This window comes from Balnearium lithotrophicum (genome assembly GCF_900182585.1).
In the GTDB taxonomy this organism is placed as follows: domain Bacteria; phylum Aquificota; class Aquificia; order Desulfurobacteriales; family Desulfurobacteriaceae; genus Balnearium; species Balnearium lithotrophicum.
Genome location: NZ_FXTM01000021.1, coordinates 22,467 through 39,754 on the forward strand (window position 1 = coordinate 22,467; position 17,288 = coordinate 39,754).

The following is a 17,288-nucleotide window of genomic DNA, read 5'->3' on the forward strand; positions in this document are numbered from 1 at the left end:
TTCTCCTATTTACCGAAAATCATACTTAGAGTCCCTACAAAAGGAAGGTTAGTATGGACATAGCAACCCTAATAGGAATAGGCGCTGCCTATCTCCTCATTATTGCTTCAATAGTGATAGGTGGGAGTCCTGGAGCCTTTATAAACATTCCTTCCCTCCTCATTACAGTTGGCGGTGGTCTTGCTGCCGGCCTTGCTGGATACCCTTTAGGTGAGTTTATAGGTGGACTAAAGGCAATTTTAAAAACAATCAAACCCACCGTGGGAGACCCTTTAGAAACGGTAAACTTCTTGACAGAAATTGCAAAGAAAGCCCGTAAAGAGGGTATATTGGCCTTAGAATCGGATATTGACCAGTTTTACTCAAAAGACCCATTCCTTGGAAACATAATGAGAATGCTCATTGATGGTCTGGAAATAGAGGAAATAAGGAGTACTGCAGAAAATTCTATGGCTCAAGTAGACCAAAAACTATCAACTGAAGTTGCTGTTTGGGAAGCCTTAGGAGATTTATTCCCAGCATTTGGAATGATAGGAACATTGATAGGTCTTATCCAGATGCTTCAAAACCTCTCCGACCCTTCGGCTCTTGGACCTGGTATGGCAGTTGCTATGATTACAACGCTTTACGGTGCTATTTTGGCGAATACTCTTTGCATTCCTGTAGCAAAGAAACTTAAGTACTACAAAGACCTAAAACTTCTTTTCTTGGAAGCTTACATTTTAACAGCAGAGGCAATTGAAAAAGGAATAAATCCAAACATTTTAAAGCAAAAACTCGCAGGTCTATTTGGAGTTGAAGTAAAAGAGGAATAAATGGCAAGAAAAAAGAAGGAGGAGTGTAAAGCTCCTCCAGCATGGCTTACAAGTTTTGGTGATTTAATGTCCCTTCTTCTTACCTTTTTCATTCTTCTTTACTCAATGTCAACAATTTCCCTTGAAAAGTTCTATCAAGCGATAAAAGGAATAATTGAGGCATTTGGAGGTCACTACGTTATATATGAAGAAAGGGTTATCCAGGGAAAGAGAGTTCCCATTCAGTTTCCTGGCATGTATCCAAAAATGAGAAGTCGTAAGGAAATAGAGAGTAAACTCTCTGAAATAAGACAGATGCTCCAAAAATTTGGAATACAATCTGAAGTATCAAAGTATGGAACGAGTATTAGGTTAAGAGTAAACACGGATAAGCTCTTTCCTCCTGGAGAGGATAAACCTTATCCTGAAGCAATTCCATTGATAATGGAAATGTGTAGAAAACTAAAGGAGTTGGATTTACCTTTAACAATAGAAGGGCATACCGACAATGTTCCTATTAGAAGTAAGAGATTTCCTTCTAACTGGGAGCTCTCAGCAGCAAGAGCAACAACTATACTAAGGTTGTTTATCCAGTGTGGTTATGACCCTAAGAAACTTTCAGCAGCAGGTTGTGGCCCTTACAGACCCATAGCTCCTAACAATACACCTGAAGGAAGGGCTAAAAATAGAAGAGTAGAAATAGTAATCCATCTTCCTATGTAGGAGAAATATGCCTAGGGAAAAGAAGGAAGAGTGTAAATCGGTTCCAGCATGGCTTACGAGTTTTAGCGATTTAATGTCCCTCCTCCTCACGTTTTTCATTCTTCTCTACTCAATGTCAACTTTAGATGTAACAAAAGCGATGAAGTTCCTTTCGTACTTTCAAGGTGAAAAAGCAAAATCCTTTGAGCAAATATCGATAGTTAAACCTATCAAAATATACACTACAGACTTAGCAAAGAAGATAAAAAAAATAATTAAAAGGATTCTACCAATCTCTGGATACCAAATAGTAACTACGGATAACTATGTAATGGTGAGATTATTCAACAGGGTTTTATTCGAGGAAAATTCCCTTAAATTGACTAAAGAAGCTAAGGAAACTCTTAACAAATTAGCAGAAATCATTAAAAACTTACCTGGAAACTATTTAGTTGTTGTTGAAGGACATACAAGTAAGGATGAACCTACGGCACCAATACCAGATATCGAAGACAGCTGGGACCTTTCCATAAGAAGGGCAACAACCGTTGTTAGATATTTAGCTTCGAGAGGAGTCGACCCTTCGAAACTGGAAGCAGTTGGTTACGATGCAACAAGACCCCTTTATACGTGGAACAACCCCATTTTACAGGCAAGAAATAGAAGAGTTGAAATATACATAAAAGTAGCAGTACCAAAGGAAGAAAAGGAGAAGAAAGAGGAAGTTATTAAAAAGGAGAAACTTCCTTCAAAACCTCCAAAACCTTAAATTTTCTACCCATATCAACAAGGAGGGTTAAAGCAGCAGGAACGTCCGATGGCTTTAGAAATCTCTCAATTCCATTTTCTAAGAGAAAGGAGCTCTGAGGCTTTAAGGAAACAAATTTAAAACCAACCTTCTCTAAAAGACTCCTCAAATAGGTAAAGTCAACAGAGGCAGTCAGGTCCGTTTCACCGATTTTCTCTAAGTAATCGTTGACCAGTCTGTTACTTCGGTATGCTCGAAATGAGAGCTCTCCACAGCTATTCCCGTAATCAAAAACAATTAAGTAAGCCCTCTTTATCTTTTCTGAGAGCTCCCATAAAAAATCCTTCCACATAAATAGGGGATACTCCTCCCCTTCGTTTAAACTGCAGGGAACCTCTCCCTCAAACTCAATCAATTCTTCCTTCAAAAATCCTCTATCCTCTGTTACAACAACTTCGTAGTGCTTTTTCCCCCTCTTCACAATTCTCTTAAACGGAAAGGCATCAAAAAATTCGTTTGCGACTATAAAGCCTGAAAACTCCCCTAAATCGGAAAGGCTACTAATCCAGTTAACTCCATCTATCCAGTTGGGTTTCTCCCTTACTTCAAGAACAGTGTACTTGTCAACAGAAATAGAGTCGGTTATATCCTTAATTAGAAATCCCTTTCCTCCTCCAAGCTCTAAGATTCTTAAAGGTAATTTAAGTTCCTGGTATTTTTTCTTAATATAAAAAGCTAAAACCTTACCAAATGCTGAAGTGAGTTCAGGAGCTGTAATAAAATCCTCACCCAAAACGTTTTTTACTCTCTTTTTGGTGTAGTACCCAAATTCAGGGTGGTATAGGGAGAGCTCTACAAACCTGTCAAAGGTTATAAATCCGCTCTTTCTAATCTCTTTCACAACAATCTTTTTCAGCATACCCGATAAACTCCTCCGTCCCTGATTAAAAGGCCTAAAACTTCAAGTTCTAAGAGAATAGAGGAGATTTCGGAAAGGCTCTTCCCTGTCTCCTCAACAAGGCCATCTATGGTTGACGGCTTTTTAAGAAGTATTTTGTAGATTTCCTCCAATCTCTCAGGAACCTCTATTTTTTGACTCTCTTTAATTGAGAAGAACTCTGCAATTTCAGAAAACTCGGTTAGTGGAAGAGCTCCCTCCTTTATCAGCCTGTTAGTTCCCCTACTGAAAGGGGAGTCAATATTTCCCGGAACAGCCCAAACGTCCCTCCCCAAGTCCAAGGCATAGTTAACTGTTATAAAAGTTCCACTCCTTTCGGCTGCCTCAACAACAATCACACAGTCTGAAAGGCCTGCAACAATTCTGTTTCTCCTTGGGAAGTATTCTCTCTTAGGCTTTGTTCCAAGCGGAAATTCGGAAACTATTCCTCCTCCGTTTTCTACTATCTTCTCTCCCAAACTCCTGTTTTCTAAGGGATAGATAAGGTCAACGGAACTTCCCAAAACAGCAATAGTATTTCCCGAGGAGAGAGCTCCCCTATGGGCAGATGTATCAATTCCCAAAGCCAGTCCACTGACAACAGTAACTCCTAAATCTGAAAGGTACTTTCCAAGTCTGTAGGCAACGGTTCTACCGTAGGAGGAACACTTTCTCGAGCCTACAATAGCAACCGACTTTTCAACGTTTAAACGCCCCCTTATGTAGAGGACCATGGGAGGTTGCTGGAGGTCAAGGAGCTTTTTGGGATACTCGTTAGAGAAAAAGGGAACTATTTCAATTCCCAATCTTTCAGCTTTTTTGATTTCTTCCTCTGCAAGTTTTAATTCACTACTTAAATCCGGAACTTCTTCCTTTATTCCCTCCTCTAAGGAACCGTACTTCTCGATTAACCTCCTTGCCCTGTGAAAACCGATACCCTTTTTAAACTGCAGAGCAACAGCTAACAATCTCTCCATCAAAGAAGCCTTATGGCAGATAGTGTTCTCTTTTTCGTTTTTTCCTTTCTATAGGAGAAAAATCTATCGTTGTTACAGATTGTACAGAAGTTCAAGTCCTCTATAACCTCCACGCCGGCAGCTTTAAGCTGAACTCTGTTTGCACACTTCAGGTCGAAGAGAAGCTTTCCATCCCCAACTTCGGTAAAGCAACTTGAGTACTCTTTTGAGAAGGAATTCCTCACGTCCGACCTCACCTCGTAGCATCCACCGCAGATAGAAACACCTAAAATGGCCTTTTTTACCCTTGTAAACTTGCTCATGTATGAAGCTGCGTTAAAGGCAATTCCCTTTAACGTTCCTCTCCAGCCGGCATGGACAACTCCAACAGCTCCTTCTCCTACGAGGAATATTGGAAGACAGTCTGCTGTTAAAACCCCTATCCATATTTTCTTGGAGTCTGTAATTAGTCCATCTGAAATCGGTGGAACGGTTGGAACAGAAGCTACAAAGGAGACCTCTCCTCCATGAACCTGAACGGGAGTTACAACCGGTATGCCCTTTATCTCCTTTATCTCCCTTCCATCCTGAGGCTTTTCAGAAATAAAAATTTCGTAGTTCAAACCAAATAACTCCTTGTTCGTTATTGTAGAATTTTATATCAAGATGGAAGTAAGGTTAAAAGTAACAATAAAAAGGAGGAGCTTCCCTCCTCTCTACCTCTTCAAACCTTCGGAGCTCTTTGAGAAGTTTGAGGAGACTTTGAAGGAAAACCTCAAGGGTTTAGATAGTAGTAGAGTAACGAATAGGGCCATTAATGAGTTCTTTAGAAGGAAGGGAAGTAGGAAGTTGAAAAAGCTTAAAAGGGAATTTTTAAAGTTGGATGGAGCTCCTCTTGTGAAAAGGAAAGCCATTTACAACGCTTTTTACAGGATTTTCCAGAGGTTAGAGTGGGCTTTAAGTTCTGGTAGCGAGAAGGAAATAGAACTGAAGGTTTGGGCAACATCGTCTATAGACTACTTAACCGACGTTTTAGAAATCTTAGGGGAGAACGATGGAAGAGATTTCAAGTAGGTGGATTCTCCAGGAAGTCTTTGTCGACCCCAATTTTTCAAGTAAAACGGAAGAGTTTAGTCTAAATCTGAAAATATCCTCTGAATTTTTGAAAGAAGAGGAAAACCCAAAGGTTGTTGTTGAAATAAGTGGCTCTATAACAGGTGAGAGTGGCCAAATTGCAAACGTCAGGTTTGTAAACCTAACAGGACTTTCTAAAAAAACTAAGGTTAGAAGAAAAACAATTCTTAAAAAGGTTGAAAAGGAGAGGGTTTCGGAGCTCCTCTCATTTCTCCCACTCTACCTTTTAAAATCGGGAATAGTTGTGAGGGAAGTCAAACGTGAGCTGTAGCTGTAGGAATGGAAAGAGGATTTCCTCGATAGAGTCAAAGGAGATTGAGGAATTCTTAAAGTTTTTGAGGAAAAACCCTAAAGCCTTTTCGGTTCTTGCCGAAGTTGTCAACAGCTTCAGGCCGACAGATTCTCAGAAAGTCAGGAGTGAGAGGGTATTTTTGGCAGTTAGAGACAGTTTAGAGTTGGGGGTTTTGAGCTACAGAGATACAGAGGTAATTTTGAAAATTTTGAAGGGGTTCTTTTCAAAATCGGATAAGGAGAGGGGAGACTTTTTAGAGGTTTTAGTTTCAAAATTGGGGCCCTTTACGTTTAATGGGAGATACAGGAGGATTAACCAGTGCAGGGTTTATAAGGGAAAGAAAAAGCTCTCGGAGAAGGAGATTGATGTCGCCTTCTCGGGAAAGGAAACTTTGGAGCTTCACGAATGTAAGGCAAACATGGTGAGGCAGTGGAGAGACCCACTTTCAAAAAGGTCGAAGAGGGGGAGTAAACTTCACTTTTTAAACGACCTTCCTAAAGAGTGTGAAAATGGAAAGAAAGTGGTAACCTTTGTGACGGGGCTTGATGGAAGAAGTGGCTGCGAGTACGTGAGGTTGGTTTTGAGGTTCTACGGATTTAAAAGAGTAAAAGTTTTAGGACGGGAGGAACTTAAAGCAAAACTTCTATAATGTTAAAATCCCTCTCAAAATTTTGGAGCTTCTCAAATGGATTCAAAACTTGTTGAACTAATTCTTATATTTATTTTAGGGTTATCCGTATCGTTGGTATTTCTGTACTTTGTCATTAAGAAACTTTAAATAGAGGAGAAACTATGGCAGCAAAGGACATTCACGAGAGCAAAATTCTCATCTTAGACTTCGGTTCCCAATACACTCAGCTGATTGCGAGGAGGCTGAGGGAAAAGCACATCTACTGTGAAATACATCCTTTCAACATTTCCATCGAGAAAATAAAGGAGTTTAAACCAAAGGGAATCATTCTATCTGGAGGACCTGCAAGCGTATATGCTCCCGATTCCCCAAAAATTAGCAGGGAAATTTTTGAATTGGGAGTTCCTGTCTTAGGAATCTGCTACGGAATGCAGTTAATTACTTACCTCTTTGGCGGAGAGGTAGTAAGGGCTGAAAAGCACGAATACGGAAGAGCGGAGCTCCAGGTACTTGACAGCTCAGACCTCTTCTACGGACTTCCTGAAAAGTTTACAGTTTGGATGAGCCACGGTGATAGGGTTTTAAAGATTCCTGAGAACTTTGAACCGATAGCAAAAACTGAAAATGCTCCGTACGCAGCAATTAGAAACAAGGGAAGAAAAATATTCGGCGTTCAGTTCCATCCCGAGGTAAAGCACACCCAGTACGGGGACAGGATACTTGAGAATTTTGCGGTTAGAATTTGTGGCGCTGAGCAAAACTGGACGATGGAAAACTTTATAGAGTACGAGATTAAAAAGATAAGGGAGACTGTTGGGGATAAAAACGTAATATGTGCGCTCTCTGGGGGAGTTGACTCCTCAGTAGTTGCAGCACTCCTCCACAGGGCAATTGGTGACCAGCTCTACCCCATCTTTGTTGATACAGGACTCTTGAGGAAGGGGGAGAGGGAGTCTGTTGAGAGGACTTTTAAAGAGAAGTTTCACATGAAAAACTTTAGGGTAATTGATGCATCAGATATTTTCCTTGAGAGGTTAAAGGGAGTAACAGACCCGGAGGAAAAGAGAAAGATAATAGGCCACACGTTTATAGAGGTCTTTGAAAGGGCTGCAAAGGAGATTCCAAACGCAGAGTTCCTGGCACAGGGAACACTCTACCCCGATGTAATAGAGAGCGTTTCTGTAAAGGGTCCTTCTGCAACAATAAAATCCCACCACAACGTTGGGGGACTTCCTGAAAGGCTTAACTTTAAGCTTATTGAGCCACTTAGGGAGCTCTTTAAGGATGAGGTAAGAGAGCTTGGAAGGAAGTTGGGACTTCCAGATGAAATTATTAAGAGGCAGCCGTTTCCAGGTCCTGGTCTTGCAATAAGGATAATCGGTGAGGTTAAGCCAGAATACCTTAAAATCCTGAGGGAGGCCGATGCAATAGTCTTAGAGGAGATAAAGAGGGCAGGACTTTACGACAAGATTTGGCAGTCCTTTGCCGTCTTCCTTCCAATCCAGACTGTTGGTGTAATGGGAGATGTTAGAACGTACGACTACGTGATTGCAGTAAGGGCTGTTGAGAGTACAGACGGAATGACAGCCGACTGGGTAAAGCTTCCCTACGACCTCCTTGAGAGAATCTCAAACAGGATTATCAACGAGGTTGAGGGAGTAAATAGGGTCGTTTACGATATAACTTCAAAACCTCCAGGAACGATTGAATGGGAGTAGAAATGGAGTTTACTGCTCAGATAGAGAAGTTAAAGAGGGAGAAAAACGCGGTTATCTTAGCCCACTACTACGTTGATGGCCTCATTCAGGACGTTGCAGATTTCGTTGGGGACTCATTGGAACTTGCAAGGAAGGCAAGGGAAGTTGACTGTGAAATAATTGTTTTTTGCGGTGTTTACTTTATGGCGGAAACGGCAAAGGTCTTAAATCCTGAGAAAAAGGTTCTAATCCCCTACTACAAGGCCGGCTGTTTAATGGCGGATATGGCAATTGTTGAGGAAATTGAGGAGTTTAAGAGGGAGAATCCTGAATACGCAGTAGTTACTTACGTTAACAGCTCTGTAGATGTTAAGGCAGTTTCAGACATCTGCTGTACTTCTGCAAATGCAGTTAAAGTGGTTGAGAGTTTGGAGAACGAGAAAATCCTGTTTGTTCCCGATAAAAACCTTGGAAGTTACGTTGCTGAAAAGGTTAAGGGTAAAGAAATAAGGGTTTGGAACGGTTACTGTCCGATTCACCAGAAGTTGACAGTAGAGGATGTAAGGAGGAGAAAGGAGGAAAATCCCGGAGCTCCCTTAGTAGTCCACCCTGAGTGTAGAAAGGAAGTAAGGGATTTGGCAGACTTCATTGGAAGTACGTCTCAAATTGTCAGGTTTGTAAAGGAGACGAGTGCTAAAAAGGTAATTGTTGGAACGGAGAGGGGAACGATTCACCAGCTTAAAAAGCTCAGACCTGACGTTGCGTTCATTCCTGCTTACAGCGAGTTTATCTGCGACCAGATGAAGATGATAACTCCGGAGAGGTTGTTGAAGGCCCTTGAAAGGGAACAGTTTGAGGTTTCTGTTGACCCAGAGGTTGCAAAGAGAGCGGAGGGAGCTCTCCTCAGAATGCTGGAGGTTAAATAATGGAGAAGAGATTAGAATTTAAGCAGAACTTAATCTTCTTTGCTGTTCCCCTAACCTTTGATTTACTGTTTTTGGTTGGAGCTCTCTTTCTCTCATTTCCAATTAACCTAATATTAGGATTAGTTGCTGTTATCTTTGCTGGAGTTGTTGTTTGGCAGTCAAGGCCTTTTCTGAAAAATTACGAACTTACTCTAACTCCCAAGTTTTTAGAGGTTAGAGACTTTAGGAAGAATTTGGTAAGAAAAATTGAGTGGAACAAAGTAGAAGCCGCAGCTGCCGGGTACAAAAAGAGCTGGCTCCTCTACACTTACAGTTTTTACTTTAGAGTAAAGGGAGACGAGGATTTGCTCTTTGGACTTATAACAAGGCAGGAGGGGCTAACCTCAAAGTTTCAGCAGTTTATGAAGGTATTTGTTAGAAAGAGAATTCCCGTTCAAGTTGTGAAGGGAAAATAGAATGGGAAAAAAAGGATTGTGATGTTGGAAACTTAGAAAAATGTATGGGGCTGAAAAACTTTAAACTAATAATTGTCTTAAAATCAATGATAGCTACTATAAAAGGACATTAAGTAATCACGATATAGTTAACGGAAATTTTAAACATACGAGCATCATACAATCTTATTTGCCTTTCTTACATATCAATTCATAGTAGCTGTTCAAAGAAGAGTAAAAATGTAAAAATAGTGAAATTTAGTTAACTAAGTGAAATATTCTGTTAAATCTCGGAAGGTGTTTGTGTGAATCCCAAGAGAAAAATATGATTCTTGCAATTCCCACAATCTTACTTCTATCAACAAAACCCCAGTATCTACTATCGTAACTGTTGTTTCTGTTATCACCCATCATAAAGTACTTATTCTTGGGAACTACGAAAACCTGAGTATTGTCCCCCTGAATACCGGTTTTCAGTATAAAGTGTTTCTTCTCACCGCCTTCCTTCCGTGGTAAGTACTCGTAGTAGAGTTTGCCTGTAAACTTTCGTCCCTTTTCCCAGTAGGAAAAATTACCTGCAGGTTGATACTTACAGGGCTTGCCGTTAATGTAGAGTTTTCCATCAATAACCTGAATTTTATCCCCCGGAATACCGATTATTCTCTTAATGTAGTAAACATCCTCATTCAAAGGAAAGTGGAAAACAACTACATCTCCCCTATCGGGCTCCCTGAAGTGGTAAGTAATCTTATCCACTAAAATAAAGTCACCTACAAGCAAAGTTGGAATCATTGAACCTGATGGTATGTGAAAGGACTGAACTATAAAAGTTCTTATAATTAAAGCAAGAATTAAAGCAACTACAAGGGATTTTAAGTTTTCTAAAAGCTTATTTTCCTTCATATCCTGCTCCAGGTACAAAATTTTCTGGAATTATACTCCCATGGGGGAATAGGTTGCTCGGTCAAATCGCTCAAATATTGATTAGAACGGGAAGGAGTAAGAAACTGATAACCTACGGGAAACTGTCTGAGGAAATCAACTTCCAATTTGGAAGGTACATAGTTCATCCCATTTCTGTTTCAAGATACATCAGACAAGTCTGTTATGAGTTCTATGAAAACTTCGGTGTATTTCCTGGTTCGGTAGTAGTAAGTAAGTCTACGGGAATGCCGTCAGAAGGCTATTTTTCATTTATAGAGAATTTTGGATTCAAGAGCTCCGACAGAAAAGGGCTGTGGTTAGGGCTCCTAAACCAATTCTACAGGTTCTGCGAGGTGATGGATGGGAATACTTCTCTTCCTGATACTCTTTTTGATTCTCGTTCTCCTCGTTTTTCCGTCGATACAGAGGGGAAGAAAAGGAAATGAACAGAGCATTGAAATTAAGGGGTTAGACGGAACTGTAGTTCTGCTTTCCGAAGACGGAGTATCCTTTTTTAGAGAAGGAGAATTCAGATTCTGGAGGAAAGAAGAGATAAAGGAGCTCTCCTTCAAAAAGGAAACTGATAATACCTACATTCTGAAATTGAGAACATCAAACTCCTACTACGAAATTCCTGTAAGGAAGGAGGAGCTCTCGAAGTTATTTGTAAAAGGAGAAGGGTACCCAGAACTCTCCATTCCCTGGCTTCCAGTAGTACTTGGAACGGCATCCTCACTTATCCTGGCGGAGATTTTATCCTCTGAAATCTCCCAGTTCTCTCACAGCCATGAATCGGACAATAAATTAGATACCAGTGAAAATGAACACCCGCAGGAGGACGAATTTATTGAGGATAACCAATTCTTTGACGACTTCAACGATTTTTAACAGCGAAGATTTAAGGGAGCTCTACTCGGTAAAAAAACCTGCAGTTTACCTACCCTTAGAGCTAAATATGGGAGCTCCGTCCTTTAGCGAAAGGGAGGTCAGGTTTGTCCTCTCCTATCCAGACCTTTACGAGGTTGGGACTTCCCACATAGGTGGAAAGATTCTCTACTACATAATCAACAACTTAACAGACTTTGCCCTTATGCACAGGGCCTACCTTCCAAGGCCCGACATGCAGGAGTTTATGATAAGGAGGAAAATCCCTCTCTACACCATTGAGGGACAGAGACCTGTAAGGGATTACGACCTGTGGGGACTCTCATTCTCATCGGAGCTTACATACACGAATGCACTTCAAATGATGAAGCTTGCAGGGATTCCCCTTCTAAGGCAGGAAAGGGAGAACTTAGAGGACGTTCCGATAGTCTTTGCAGGAGGTCCCTGCGTCTACAACCCTATTCCACTATCCCCATTCATCGATTTCTTCTCAATCGGAGATGGAGAGGAGACGTTAGTTAAAGTAGCGGAGGTTTTCAGAGAGGTAAAAAGAGAGGGAGGAAAAAAGGAGGACTTCCTCAGGGAAATAAGAAACATTGAGGGAGTTTGGGTTCCAAAGTTTGGTAGGTATCCCGTAAAAAAGGCGGTATTTACTGGCGTTTCTAAGGGTTCTTTCCCAACCTCTCCTCCAGTTCCCGTAGTTGAAACGAGCCAGGACAGAATATCAATTGAAGCTGCAAGGGGTTGCTTAAGGGGATGCAGGTTCTGTCAGGCTGGATACATATACAGGCCTTACAGAGAAAGGGATGAAAACTTAGTAAAAGAGCTTTTAGTAAAAACCTACAGAAATACAGGATACGAGGAGGCATCCCTTAGTGCACTTTCAATATCTGATCACAGCCGCTTCAATCAACTTGTTCCAAAGGTAATGGAGGTCTGCTACAGGGAGGTGATTTCCCTTTCACTTCCATCAATGAGAGTTAAGGGGTTCAATCCAGATTTGGCCTCTCAGATTATGCAGGTTAAAAAGACAGGTTTTACACTGGCCCCAGAAGTTGGCTCAGACAGGCTAAGGAGAATAATAAACAAGGATTTAACAAACGAAGACCTCTTCATAGCAGTTGAAGGACTCTTTTCAAGGGGATGGAACAGAATTAAGCTTTACTTTATGATAGGTCTTCCCTTTGAGAGGGAAGAGGACATTGAGGCGCTGGTAGATATGCTCTGGCAGGTCTATAAAATAGGAAAAAGGTACAGGGGAAGAAAACACTTAGCGGCGGGTATCTCCATTTTTGTTCCAAAGCCCTTTACTCCCTTTCAGTGGGAGCCATTTGCAGATAGGGACGAGGTAAGGGAAAAGGTTGAGTTTATTAAGAAGAAGTCGCCGAAACAGTTTAAGCTCAGGTTCCACGACTACAGACAGTCTATCATAGAGGCCCTATTAACAAGGGGAGGGGAGGATGTAGGAAATCTCCTCTTAAAAGCCCACGATGAGGGGGTACAGCTTGACGAGTGGAAGGAGTACTTTGACTGGGAAAAGTGGGAAAGGGCATTCGAAAAAAGTGGTATCGATTTAGAAAGGGAGCTTGGAGGAAGGGAAACTGAGGAGGAGCTCCCCTGGGACTTTATAGAGGGAGTTGTAACGAAGGAGTTTCTCCTCAGGGAGTTAGAAAGGGCAAGGAAGGAGGAGTGGACTCCAGACTGTAGAATTGTAGGTTGCCATGCCTGTGGAGCTTGTACTCCTGAGCAAATTAGGAATTTAAAAAACTACCCCATTCCTGAAAGGATTGAGTTCTCTGTTCCTCCTAAACCAAAGAGAGAATTTCCATTAAAGAGAAAAGTGGCCCTTATTTTTGAAAAGGTTGGCCCGGCAAAGTACCTGTCTCTTTTAGACCTAACAAGGGCCTTTACAAGAACTTTCAGGAGGTTTGGGGTTCCACTTAGGTACTCTCAGGGTTTCAACCCCCATCCACGGATGAACATCCTCTTTGGCCTTCCTGTAGGAGTTGAGGGGTTAGGAGAAATTGTTGAGGTGGAGCTCTCGGATGAAGGTTATAACTTTGATGAATTCTTAGAGAAGTCGAGGGATTTTCTACCGGAGGGACTGAGGTTTAAAAGGTGGGTAGATGTTGAACCAAAAGGAACAATTTCAAGTTCTATCAATGAGGTTACATACAGGATAAAACCCTACAAGGATTATAAAATTGACAGTCTAAAAAACGGAAGCCTGTCAGAACACATCAAAGAGTTAATCGAATCTGATGGAGAGATTGTTGTTACCTTAAAGGTAACAAACGGTAAAACGGCGAACATAAAGGAAATTTTGAAATATCTGGAGGTTGATTTAAGCAGTGCAGAGGTTGTTAGAGAAGAACTTTTCAAATAAAAAACAGATTTTAATAAATGCCCTCACAAAAGAGGTAAGGATTGCGGTATTGGAAGACGGGGAGTTAGTCGAGTTCTACGTTGAGAGAAAGGGAAAGAGGGGAATAGTTGGAAACATCTACAAAGGCAGAGTCTTAAAAATTGTTCCTGCCGTTCAAGCTGCCTTTGTTGAAATAGGAGTGGGGAAAAAGGCTTTTCTCTACGTAAGGGATGCTATAAACATTGAATTTGATGAGGATGAATTCTTTGAGGAGGAAACGGTTGATATAGAGCTCCCTCCCATTGAGGGGGTTCTGTCGGAGGGTCAGGAGATTCTGGTTCAGGTTTCCAAGGAACCCATTGGAACAAAGGGGCCAAGAGTAACAACCAACTTAACAATTCCGGGACACTACTTGGTTCTCCTCCCGACGGTTAACAGGGTAGGAATTTCAAGGAGAATCTCCGATGAAGAGGAGAGAAAGAGATTAAAGGAGATTGCCCACAGAATAAAGCCGGAAAATTACGGAATAATAGTAAGAACTGCAGCAGAGGGAGCATCTGAGAAGGAGCTCAAAAAGGACCTCCTCTATCTGTTAAAGGTATGGGAGGTCTTTTAGAAAAAGCTGAGAAAAAGCCTCCTCCATCCTGTCTCTACCAGGATTTAGATATAGTTCCTAAAACACTGAGGGACTTGCTTACTGAGGATATATCCGAAGTACTTATTGATTCACAGTTAGAGTACGAAAGAGCTGTTTCATTTGCAAAGGCCTTCATCCCTAAACTTGCAGGGAGAATAAAGCTCTATAAGGGAGAGGTTCCCCTCTTTGAAAAGTTCCATATAGAGAATTCCATAGGGAAGGCCCTATCGAGGAAAGTTTACCTTTCAGGAGGAGGATACATAGTAATCGACGAAACGGAGGCCTTAGTTTCAATAGACGTTAACAGCGGCAAATTTAAAAAGGCAAAAACCTTAGAGGAAACGGCCTTGGACGTTAACCTGAGGGCAGCAAGGGAGATTGCGAGACAGCTCAGATTGAGGGACATTGGAGGAATAGTAGTTATTGACTTTATAGATATGAAGAGCGAGGAAAACAAAAAGCTTCTCCTTGAAACGTTGGAAAATGAGCTCAAGAAAGATAGGGCAAGAACAAAAATTGTGAGCATGTCAGACTTAGGCCTCGTTGAAATGACGAGGAAGCGGGTAAAAATGAGTCTGGGAAAAACGCTTACCACTACATGCCCCTATTGTGAGGGAAAAGGTAGAGTGAAATCCCCGGAAACTGTAGCCTTTGAGGTGGAGAGAGAGGTCCTATTCCTTCTAAAGAGAAAGAGCAACATTAATCTGATAAGAATTTACGTTCATCCTTTAGTTTCTGAAAAATTGGAAAACGATGAGAAGGAAATATTTGACAAAATTTCAGAAACTTTTGGAGTTGAAATGAGAATAGTACCTGTAGAAAGCTACCACATTGAGAAGTTTACAGTTGCCCACTGCTGATATAATTCAGAGGGAGGAGTTTAAGTATGAAGAGGGTAATTACCTGTCTTTTTCTAATAGTTTTCATTACCTCTTGTGAGAGGATACCAAGAACCTCTCAGGAGCAGTACAGGAAAGGGATAAAAGCAGCCCTTGAAGAGGACTGGGGAAAGAGCTCCACTCTCCTTGAAAAGGCTTTAGAGGGGGAACTTCCTCCAAAGGAAAAGGAGATTGCAAAATTAACCCTTGCTGATGCCTACTTTAACGAGGGAAATTACGAAAATGCAGCGCTGAACTACGAGGAATTTTTGGAGCTCTATCCTGCATCCCCAAAAGCAAAGGATGCTCTCTTTAGGCTTGGTGTATGTTACCTCAATCTAATAAAGGGTCCACAGTGGGATGTTGAATTTGCCCAGAGGGCTTACAGAACATTTAAGAAATTTATGGAAAACTACCCCGATGACCCCCGTGTGGAAAAGGCAAGAGAGTATAGGAAACTGGCAAAAAAGGTACTGGCGGAGCATGAAGTTTATATAGCCGGGACCTACGATATGTTAAGAAAATTTACAGCCTCGATACAGAGATATAGAAAGGTAAAAGAAAAGTTTTCCGATGTTGAACCTATGGATAGAATCGAATATCTAATTGGAAGGGCATACTACTATACTCCCATTCAATCGAAGGAAGAGATTGACAGGTTAAAAAGGAGTCTAAAACAGGAAAGGGGAAGGTTGAAAAGTAGTGACCCCGAGGAAAAAAAGGTTGCAGAGAATAGAATAAAACTAATAGAAAAGGATATAGAGGACTGGAAGGAAACCGGGAGAAAGAACAGGGAAATCGGGAAGGGAATTTTGAGAAAAGTTAAAAAAAACTATCCAAACTCAAAGTATGCTAAGAAGGCGGAGGAGATTCTCTCAGGAAAGAAACACTTAGAGGTTGAACCTGTTGAGAACCCTATAAAACACTCAATCTGGTGGAAAATAAAGGAAACGCTTTAGGGAGGTAAATTGGAAAGTTTAGAGAAGTTGAAAATAGCCCTAAAAAAAGCTCTTGATAAGAAGGCAGAAGAACCAATAGTTCTTGACTTAAGGGAATTAACGTCCCTTGCAGATTTCTTTCTGATACTTACAGCTAACTCTGACGTTCATGCAAGAACAATAGCCGATGAAATTAAAAAAGAATTGAAGGAAAGGGGAGTTAACCCTATAAATGTTGAAGGTTACGACAATGCCAATTGGATACTCCTTGACTACGGAGATGTTGTAGTTCACATATTTAAACCTGAAATTAGGGAGCTCTACAACTTGGAGTCCCTCTGGATGGATGCTCCAAGAATAAACGTTGAGGAACTTTTATCTGAAGAAACCGTTCAATGAAAATAAGACTGTTGGCTGTAGGAAGAATAGCTCCATTCCTGAGAGAAGCTCAGGAACATTACATTAGGAAAATTCGCAATCTCGAGTTAATTGAAGTTAAAAAGGGAAAATCGGTCGAAGAGGAAGGAAAAAGATTAGAGGAAAAAATCAAAGGCTTTTTAGTTATTTTGGACGAGAGGGGAAAGGAACTAACCTCGAGGGAATTTTCGGGGCTCCTACTAAGAAATTCGTACATAACCTTTGTGGTTGGAGGCGCCGACGGAATTTCTGAAAATCTTAAGAAAAGAGGAAACTTTATACTTTCCCTGTCAAAACTGACACTACAGCACGATATAGCAAGGTTGGTTTTACTCGAACAGATTTACAGAGGATTGGAGATTATAAGAGGTTCACCATACCACAGGGATTAATAAGTGGCGGGGACGACGGGACTCGAACCCGCGACCTCCGGCGTGACAGGCCGGCGTTCTAACCAGAACTGAACTACGTCCCCTAAAGTGGTGGGCGGAACAGGGATCGAACCTGTGACCTCCAGCTTGTAAGGCTGGCGCTCTCCCAGCTGAGCTATCCGCCCAATCGGTGTTTTGGAAATATAGGCTACATTGATTTTATTGTCAAGAGGGTGTTGTTTGTGTTGTTGTTGAAGTTCAGAAAGAAGGTGGACACCCTAAAATAAGATTTGAACTCCAACAAAAGGAGGTGTCCACCAATGAAACAATTAAAGAAATTCAAAGGAACATCCCTGCACATATCAAATACACCCTTCAAAAAAACAATCAAAAGAGGAACGAAAATCAAAACCAAACTCGACCTAACAAAAGACCCAAACGTGAGAAAAAGACTTAAATGGATTCAACACTACGAAAAACACCAAAATGCAAGACTAACCTGCAGATACTTCGGAATAAGTCCAACTACCTTCTACAAATGGAAAAATAGATACAAAAAGTACGGTTTAGAAGGCCTCAAAGACAGAAACAAAAGACCCCACAGAGTAAGACAACCTCAGAT

22 protein-coding genes and 2 tRNA genes are annotated in these 17,288 nt (G+C 41.2%); 18 read left to right on the plus strand and 6 right to left on the minus strand.

Annotated elements, in window-relative coordinates:
- Positions 1–53 precede the first annotated feature (53 nt).
- From FN732_RS07820 to FN732_RS07830, 3 genes are read left to right on the plus strand one after another with little or no spacing between them, the layout of a single operon-like run.
- Complete coding sequence (locus FN732_RS07820) at positions 54–815, plus strand: motility protein A (protein WP_142936012.1); 762 nt, start codon at positions 54–56, stop codon at positions 813–815.
- Positions 816–1,517, plus strand: coding sequence for an OmpA/MotB family protein (locus tag FN732_RS07825; RefSeq protein WP_142936013.1), 702 nt, complete (start codon positions 816–818; stop codon positions 1,515–1,517). It abuts the gene before it with no gap.
- 7 nt (positions 1,518–1,524) lie between these two features.
- Positions 1,525–2,265: an OmpA/MotB family protein gene (locus tag FN732_RS07830; protein ID WP_142936014.1), complete on the plus strand. Its 741-nt coding sequence runs from the start codon at positions 1,525–1,527 to the stop codon at positions 2,263–2,265.
- Here FN732_RS07830 and FN732_RS07835 read toward each other — a convergent pair.
- From FN732_RS07835 to FN732_RS07845, 3 genes are read right to left on the minus strand one after another with little or no spacing between them, the layout of a single operon-like run.
- Positions 2,225–3,163 carry an SAM-dependent methyltransferase gene (locus FN732_RS07835; protein WP_142936015.1) on the minus strand — a complete coding sequence of 313 codons (939 nt, stop codon included), beginning with the start codon at positions 3,161–3,163 and terminating at the stop codon, positions 2,225–2,227. The two genes, FN732_RS07830 and FN732_RS07835, sit on opposite strands and share 41 nt — an antisense overlap.
- Positions 3,157–4,158: a DNA-processing protein DprA gene (dprA, locus tag FN732_RS07840; protein ID WP_142936016.1), complete on the minus strand. Its 1,002-nt coding sequence runs from the start codon at positions 4,156–4,158 to the stop codon at positions 3,157–3,159. Before dprA ends, FN732_RS07835 begins: the two co-directional genes overlap by 7 nt.
- Complete coding sequence (locus FN732_RS07845) at positions 4,158–4,760, minus strand: purine nucleoside phosphorylase YfiH/LACC1 family protein (RefSeq protein WP_142936017.1); 603 nt, start codon at positions 4,758–4,760, stop codon at positions 4,158–4,160. Before FN732_RS07845 ends, dprA begins: the two co-directional genes overlap by 1 nt.
- Before the next feature lie 43 nt (positions 4,761–4,803).
- On the opposite strand from FN732_RS07845, the gene FN732_RS07850 reads away from it, so the two are divergent.
- The 6 genes from FN732_RS07850 to FN732_RS07875 all read left to right on the plus strand — a co-directional run bounded on the left by FN732_RS07850 (position 4,804) and on the right by FN732_RS07875 (position 9,272).
- A complete protein-coding gene (locus FN732_RS07850; protein ID WP_142936018.1) occupies positions 4,804–5,211 on the plus strand; it encodes a hypothetical protein in 408 nt (135 codons plus the stop codon).
- Complete coding sequence (locus FN732_RS07855) at positions 5,192–5,542, plus strand: hypothetical protein (protein ID WP_142936019.1); 351 nt, start codon at positions 5,192–5,194, stop codon at positions 5,540–5,542. The genes FN732_RS07850 and FN732_RS07855 overlap by 20 nt, the downstream gene beginning before the upstream one ends.
- Complete coding sequence (locus FN732_RS07860; protein ID WP_142936020.1) at positions 5,532–6,212, plus strand: hypothetical protein; 681 nt, start codon at positions 5,532–5,534, stop codon at positions 6,210–6,212. The genes FN732_RS07855 and FN732_RS07860 overlap by 11 nt, the downstream gene beginning before the upstream one ends.
- A 143-nt stretch (positions 6,213–6,355) precedes the next feature.
- Positions 6,356–7,912 carry a glutamine-hydrolyzing GMP synthase gene (gene guaA, locus FN732_RS07865; RefSeq protein WP_142936021.1) on the plus strand — a complete coding sequence of 519 codons (1,557 nt, stop codon included), beginning with the start codon at positions 6,356–6,358 and terminating at the stop codon, positions 7,910–7,912.
- A gap of 2 nt (positions 7,913–7,914) precedes the next feature.
- Complete coding sequence (gene nadA, locus FN732_RS07870; RefSeq protein WP_246051360.1) at positions 7,915–8,817, plus strand: quinolinate synthase NadA; 903 nt, start codon at positions 7,915–7,917, stop codon at positions 8,815–8,817.
- The gene (locus tag FN732_RS07875) at positions 8,817–9,272 is read left to right on the plus strand and encodes a hypothetical protein (RefSeq protein ID WP_142936023.1); all 456 of its coding nucleotides are present in this window, start codon (positions 8,817–8,819) and stop codon (positions 9,270–9,272) included. The genes nadA and FN732_RS07875 overlap by 1 nt, the downstream gene beginning before the upstream one ends.
- Before the next feature lie 237 nt (positions 9,273–9,509).
- Here FN732_RS07875 and lepB read toward each other — a convergent pair whose 3' ends face one another.
- A complete protein-coding gene (lepB, locus tag FN732_RS07880; RefSeq protein ID WP_142936024.1) occupies positions 9,510–10,154 on the minus strand; it encodes a signal peptidase I in 645 nt (214 codons plus the stop codon).
- 53 nt (positions 10,155–10,207) lie between these two features.
- On the opposite strand from lepB, the gene FN732_RS07885 reads away from it, so the two are divergent.
- From FN732_RS07885 to FN732_RS07915, 8 genes are read left to right on the plus strand one after another with little or no spacing between them, the layout of a single operon-like run.
- Entirely contained in the window at positions 10,208–10,621 is a 414-nt protein-coding gene (locus FN732_RS07885; RefSeq protein WP_142936025.1) for a hypothetical protein, read from the plus strand.
- Positions 10,536–11,063 carry a hypothetical protein gene (locus FN732_RS07890; RefSeq protein ID WP_142936026.1) on the plus strand — a complete coding sequence of 176 codons (528 nt, stop codon included), beginning with the start codon at positions 10,536–10,538 and terminating at the stop codon, positions 11,061–11,063. Before FN732_RS07885 ends, FN732_RS07890 begins: the two co-directional genes overlap by 86 nt.
- Positions 11,023–13,446, plus strand: coding sequence for a TIGR03960 family B12-binding radical SAM protein (locus FN732_RS07895; protein ID WP_246051361.1), 2,424 nt, complete (start codon positions 11,023–11,025; stop codon positions 13,444–13,446). Before FN732_RS07890 ends, FN732_RS07895 begins: the two co-directional genes overlap by 41 nt.
- Positions 13,412–14,041, plus strand: a complete 630-nt coding sequence (locus FN732_RS09815; protein ID WP_281279916.1) for a ribonuclease E/G — start codon at positions 13,412–13,414, stop codon at positions 14,039–14,041. Before FN732_RS07895 ends, FN732_RS09815 begins: the two co-directional genes overlap by 35 nt.
- On the plus strand, positions 14,026–14,922 hold the full coding sequence (locus FN732_RS07900; RefSeq protein ID WP_281279917.1) for a ribonuclease E/G: 897 nt from the start codon (positions 14,026–14,028) through the stop codon (positions 14,920–14,922). The genes FN732_RS09815 and FN732_RS07900 overlap by 16 nt, the downstream gene beginning before the upstream one ends.
- A gap of 26 nt (positions 14,923–14,948) precedes the next feature.
- Positions 14,949–15,899 (plus strand): outer membrane protein assembly factor BamD, encoded by a 951-nt coding sequence (locus FN732_RS07905; protein WP_142936027.1) that lies wholly within the window; start codon positions 14,949–14,951, stop codon positions 15,897–15,899.
- Positions 15,900–15,908: 9 nt separating this feature from the next.
- Positions 15,909–16,277 (plus strand): ribosome silencing factor, encoded by a 369-nt coding sequence (rsfS, locus tag FN732_RS07910; RefSeq protein ID WP_142936028.1) that lies wholly within the window; start codon positions 15,909–15,911, stop codon positions 16,275–16,277.
- Complete coding sequence (locus tag FN732_RS07915) at positions 16,274–16,687, plus strand: 23S rRNA (pseudouridine(1915)-N(3))-methyltransferase RlmH (protein ID WP_142936029.1); 414 nt, start codon at positions 16,274–16,276, stop codon at positions 16,685–16,687. The genes rsfS and FN732_RS07915 overlap by 4 nt, the downstream gene beginning before the upstream one ends.
- Before the next feature lie 4 nt (positions 16,688–16,691).
- Here the strand turns inward: FN732_RS07915 and FN732_RS07920 are convergent.
- Together FN732_RS07920 and FN732_RS07925 are read right to left on the minus strand one after the other, a co-directional pair.
- Positions 16,692–16,770 (minus strand) — tRNA-Asp (locus FN732_RS07920).
- Positions 16,771–16,775: 5 nt separating this feature from the next.
- Positions 16,776–16,851, minus strand: a tRNA-Val gene (locus FN732_RS07925).
- Positions 16,852–16,986: 135 nt separating this feature from the next.
- On the opposite strand from FN732_RS07925, the gene FN732_RS07930 reads away from it, so the two are divergent.
- A partial coding sequence (locus FN732_RS07930) for a helix-turn-helix domain-containing protein (RefSeq protein WP_142933554.1) occupies positions 16,987–17,288 on the plus strand: 302 nt, incomplete at its 3' end.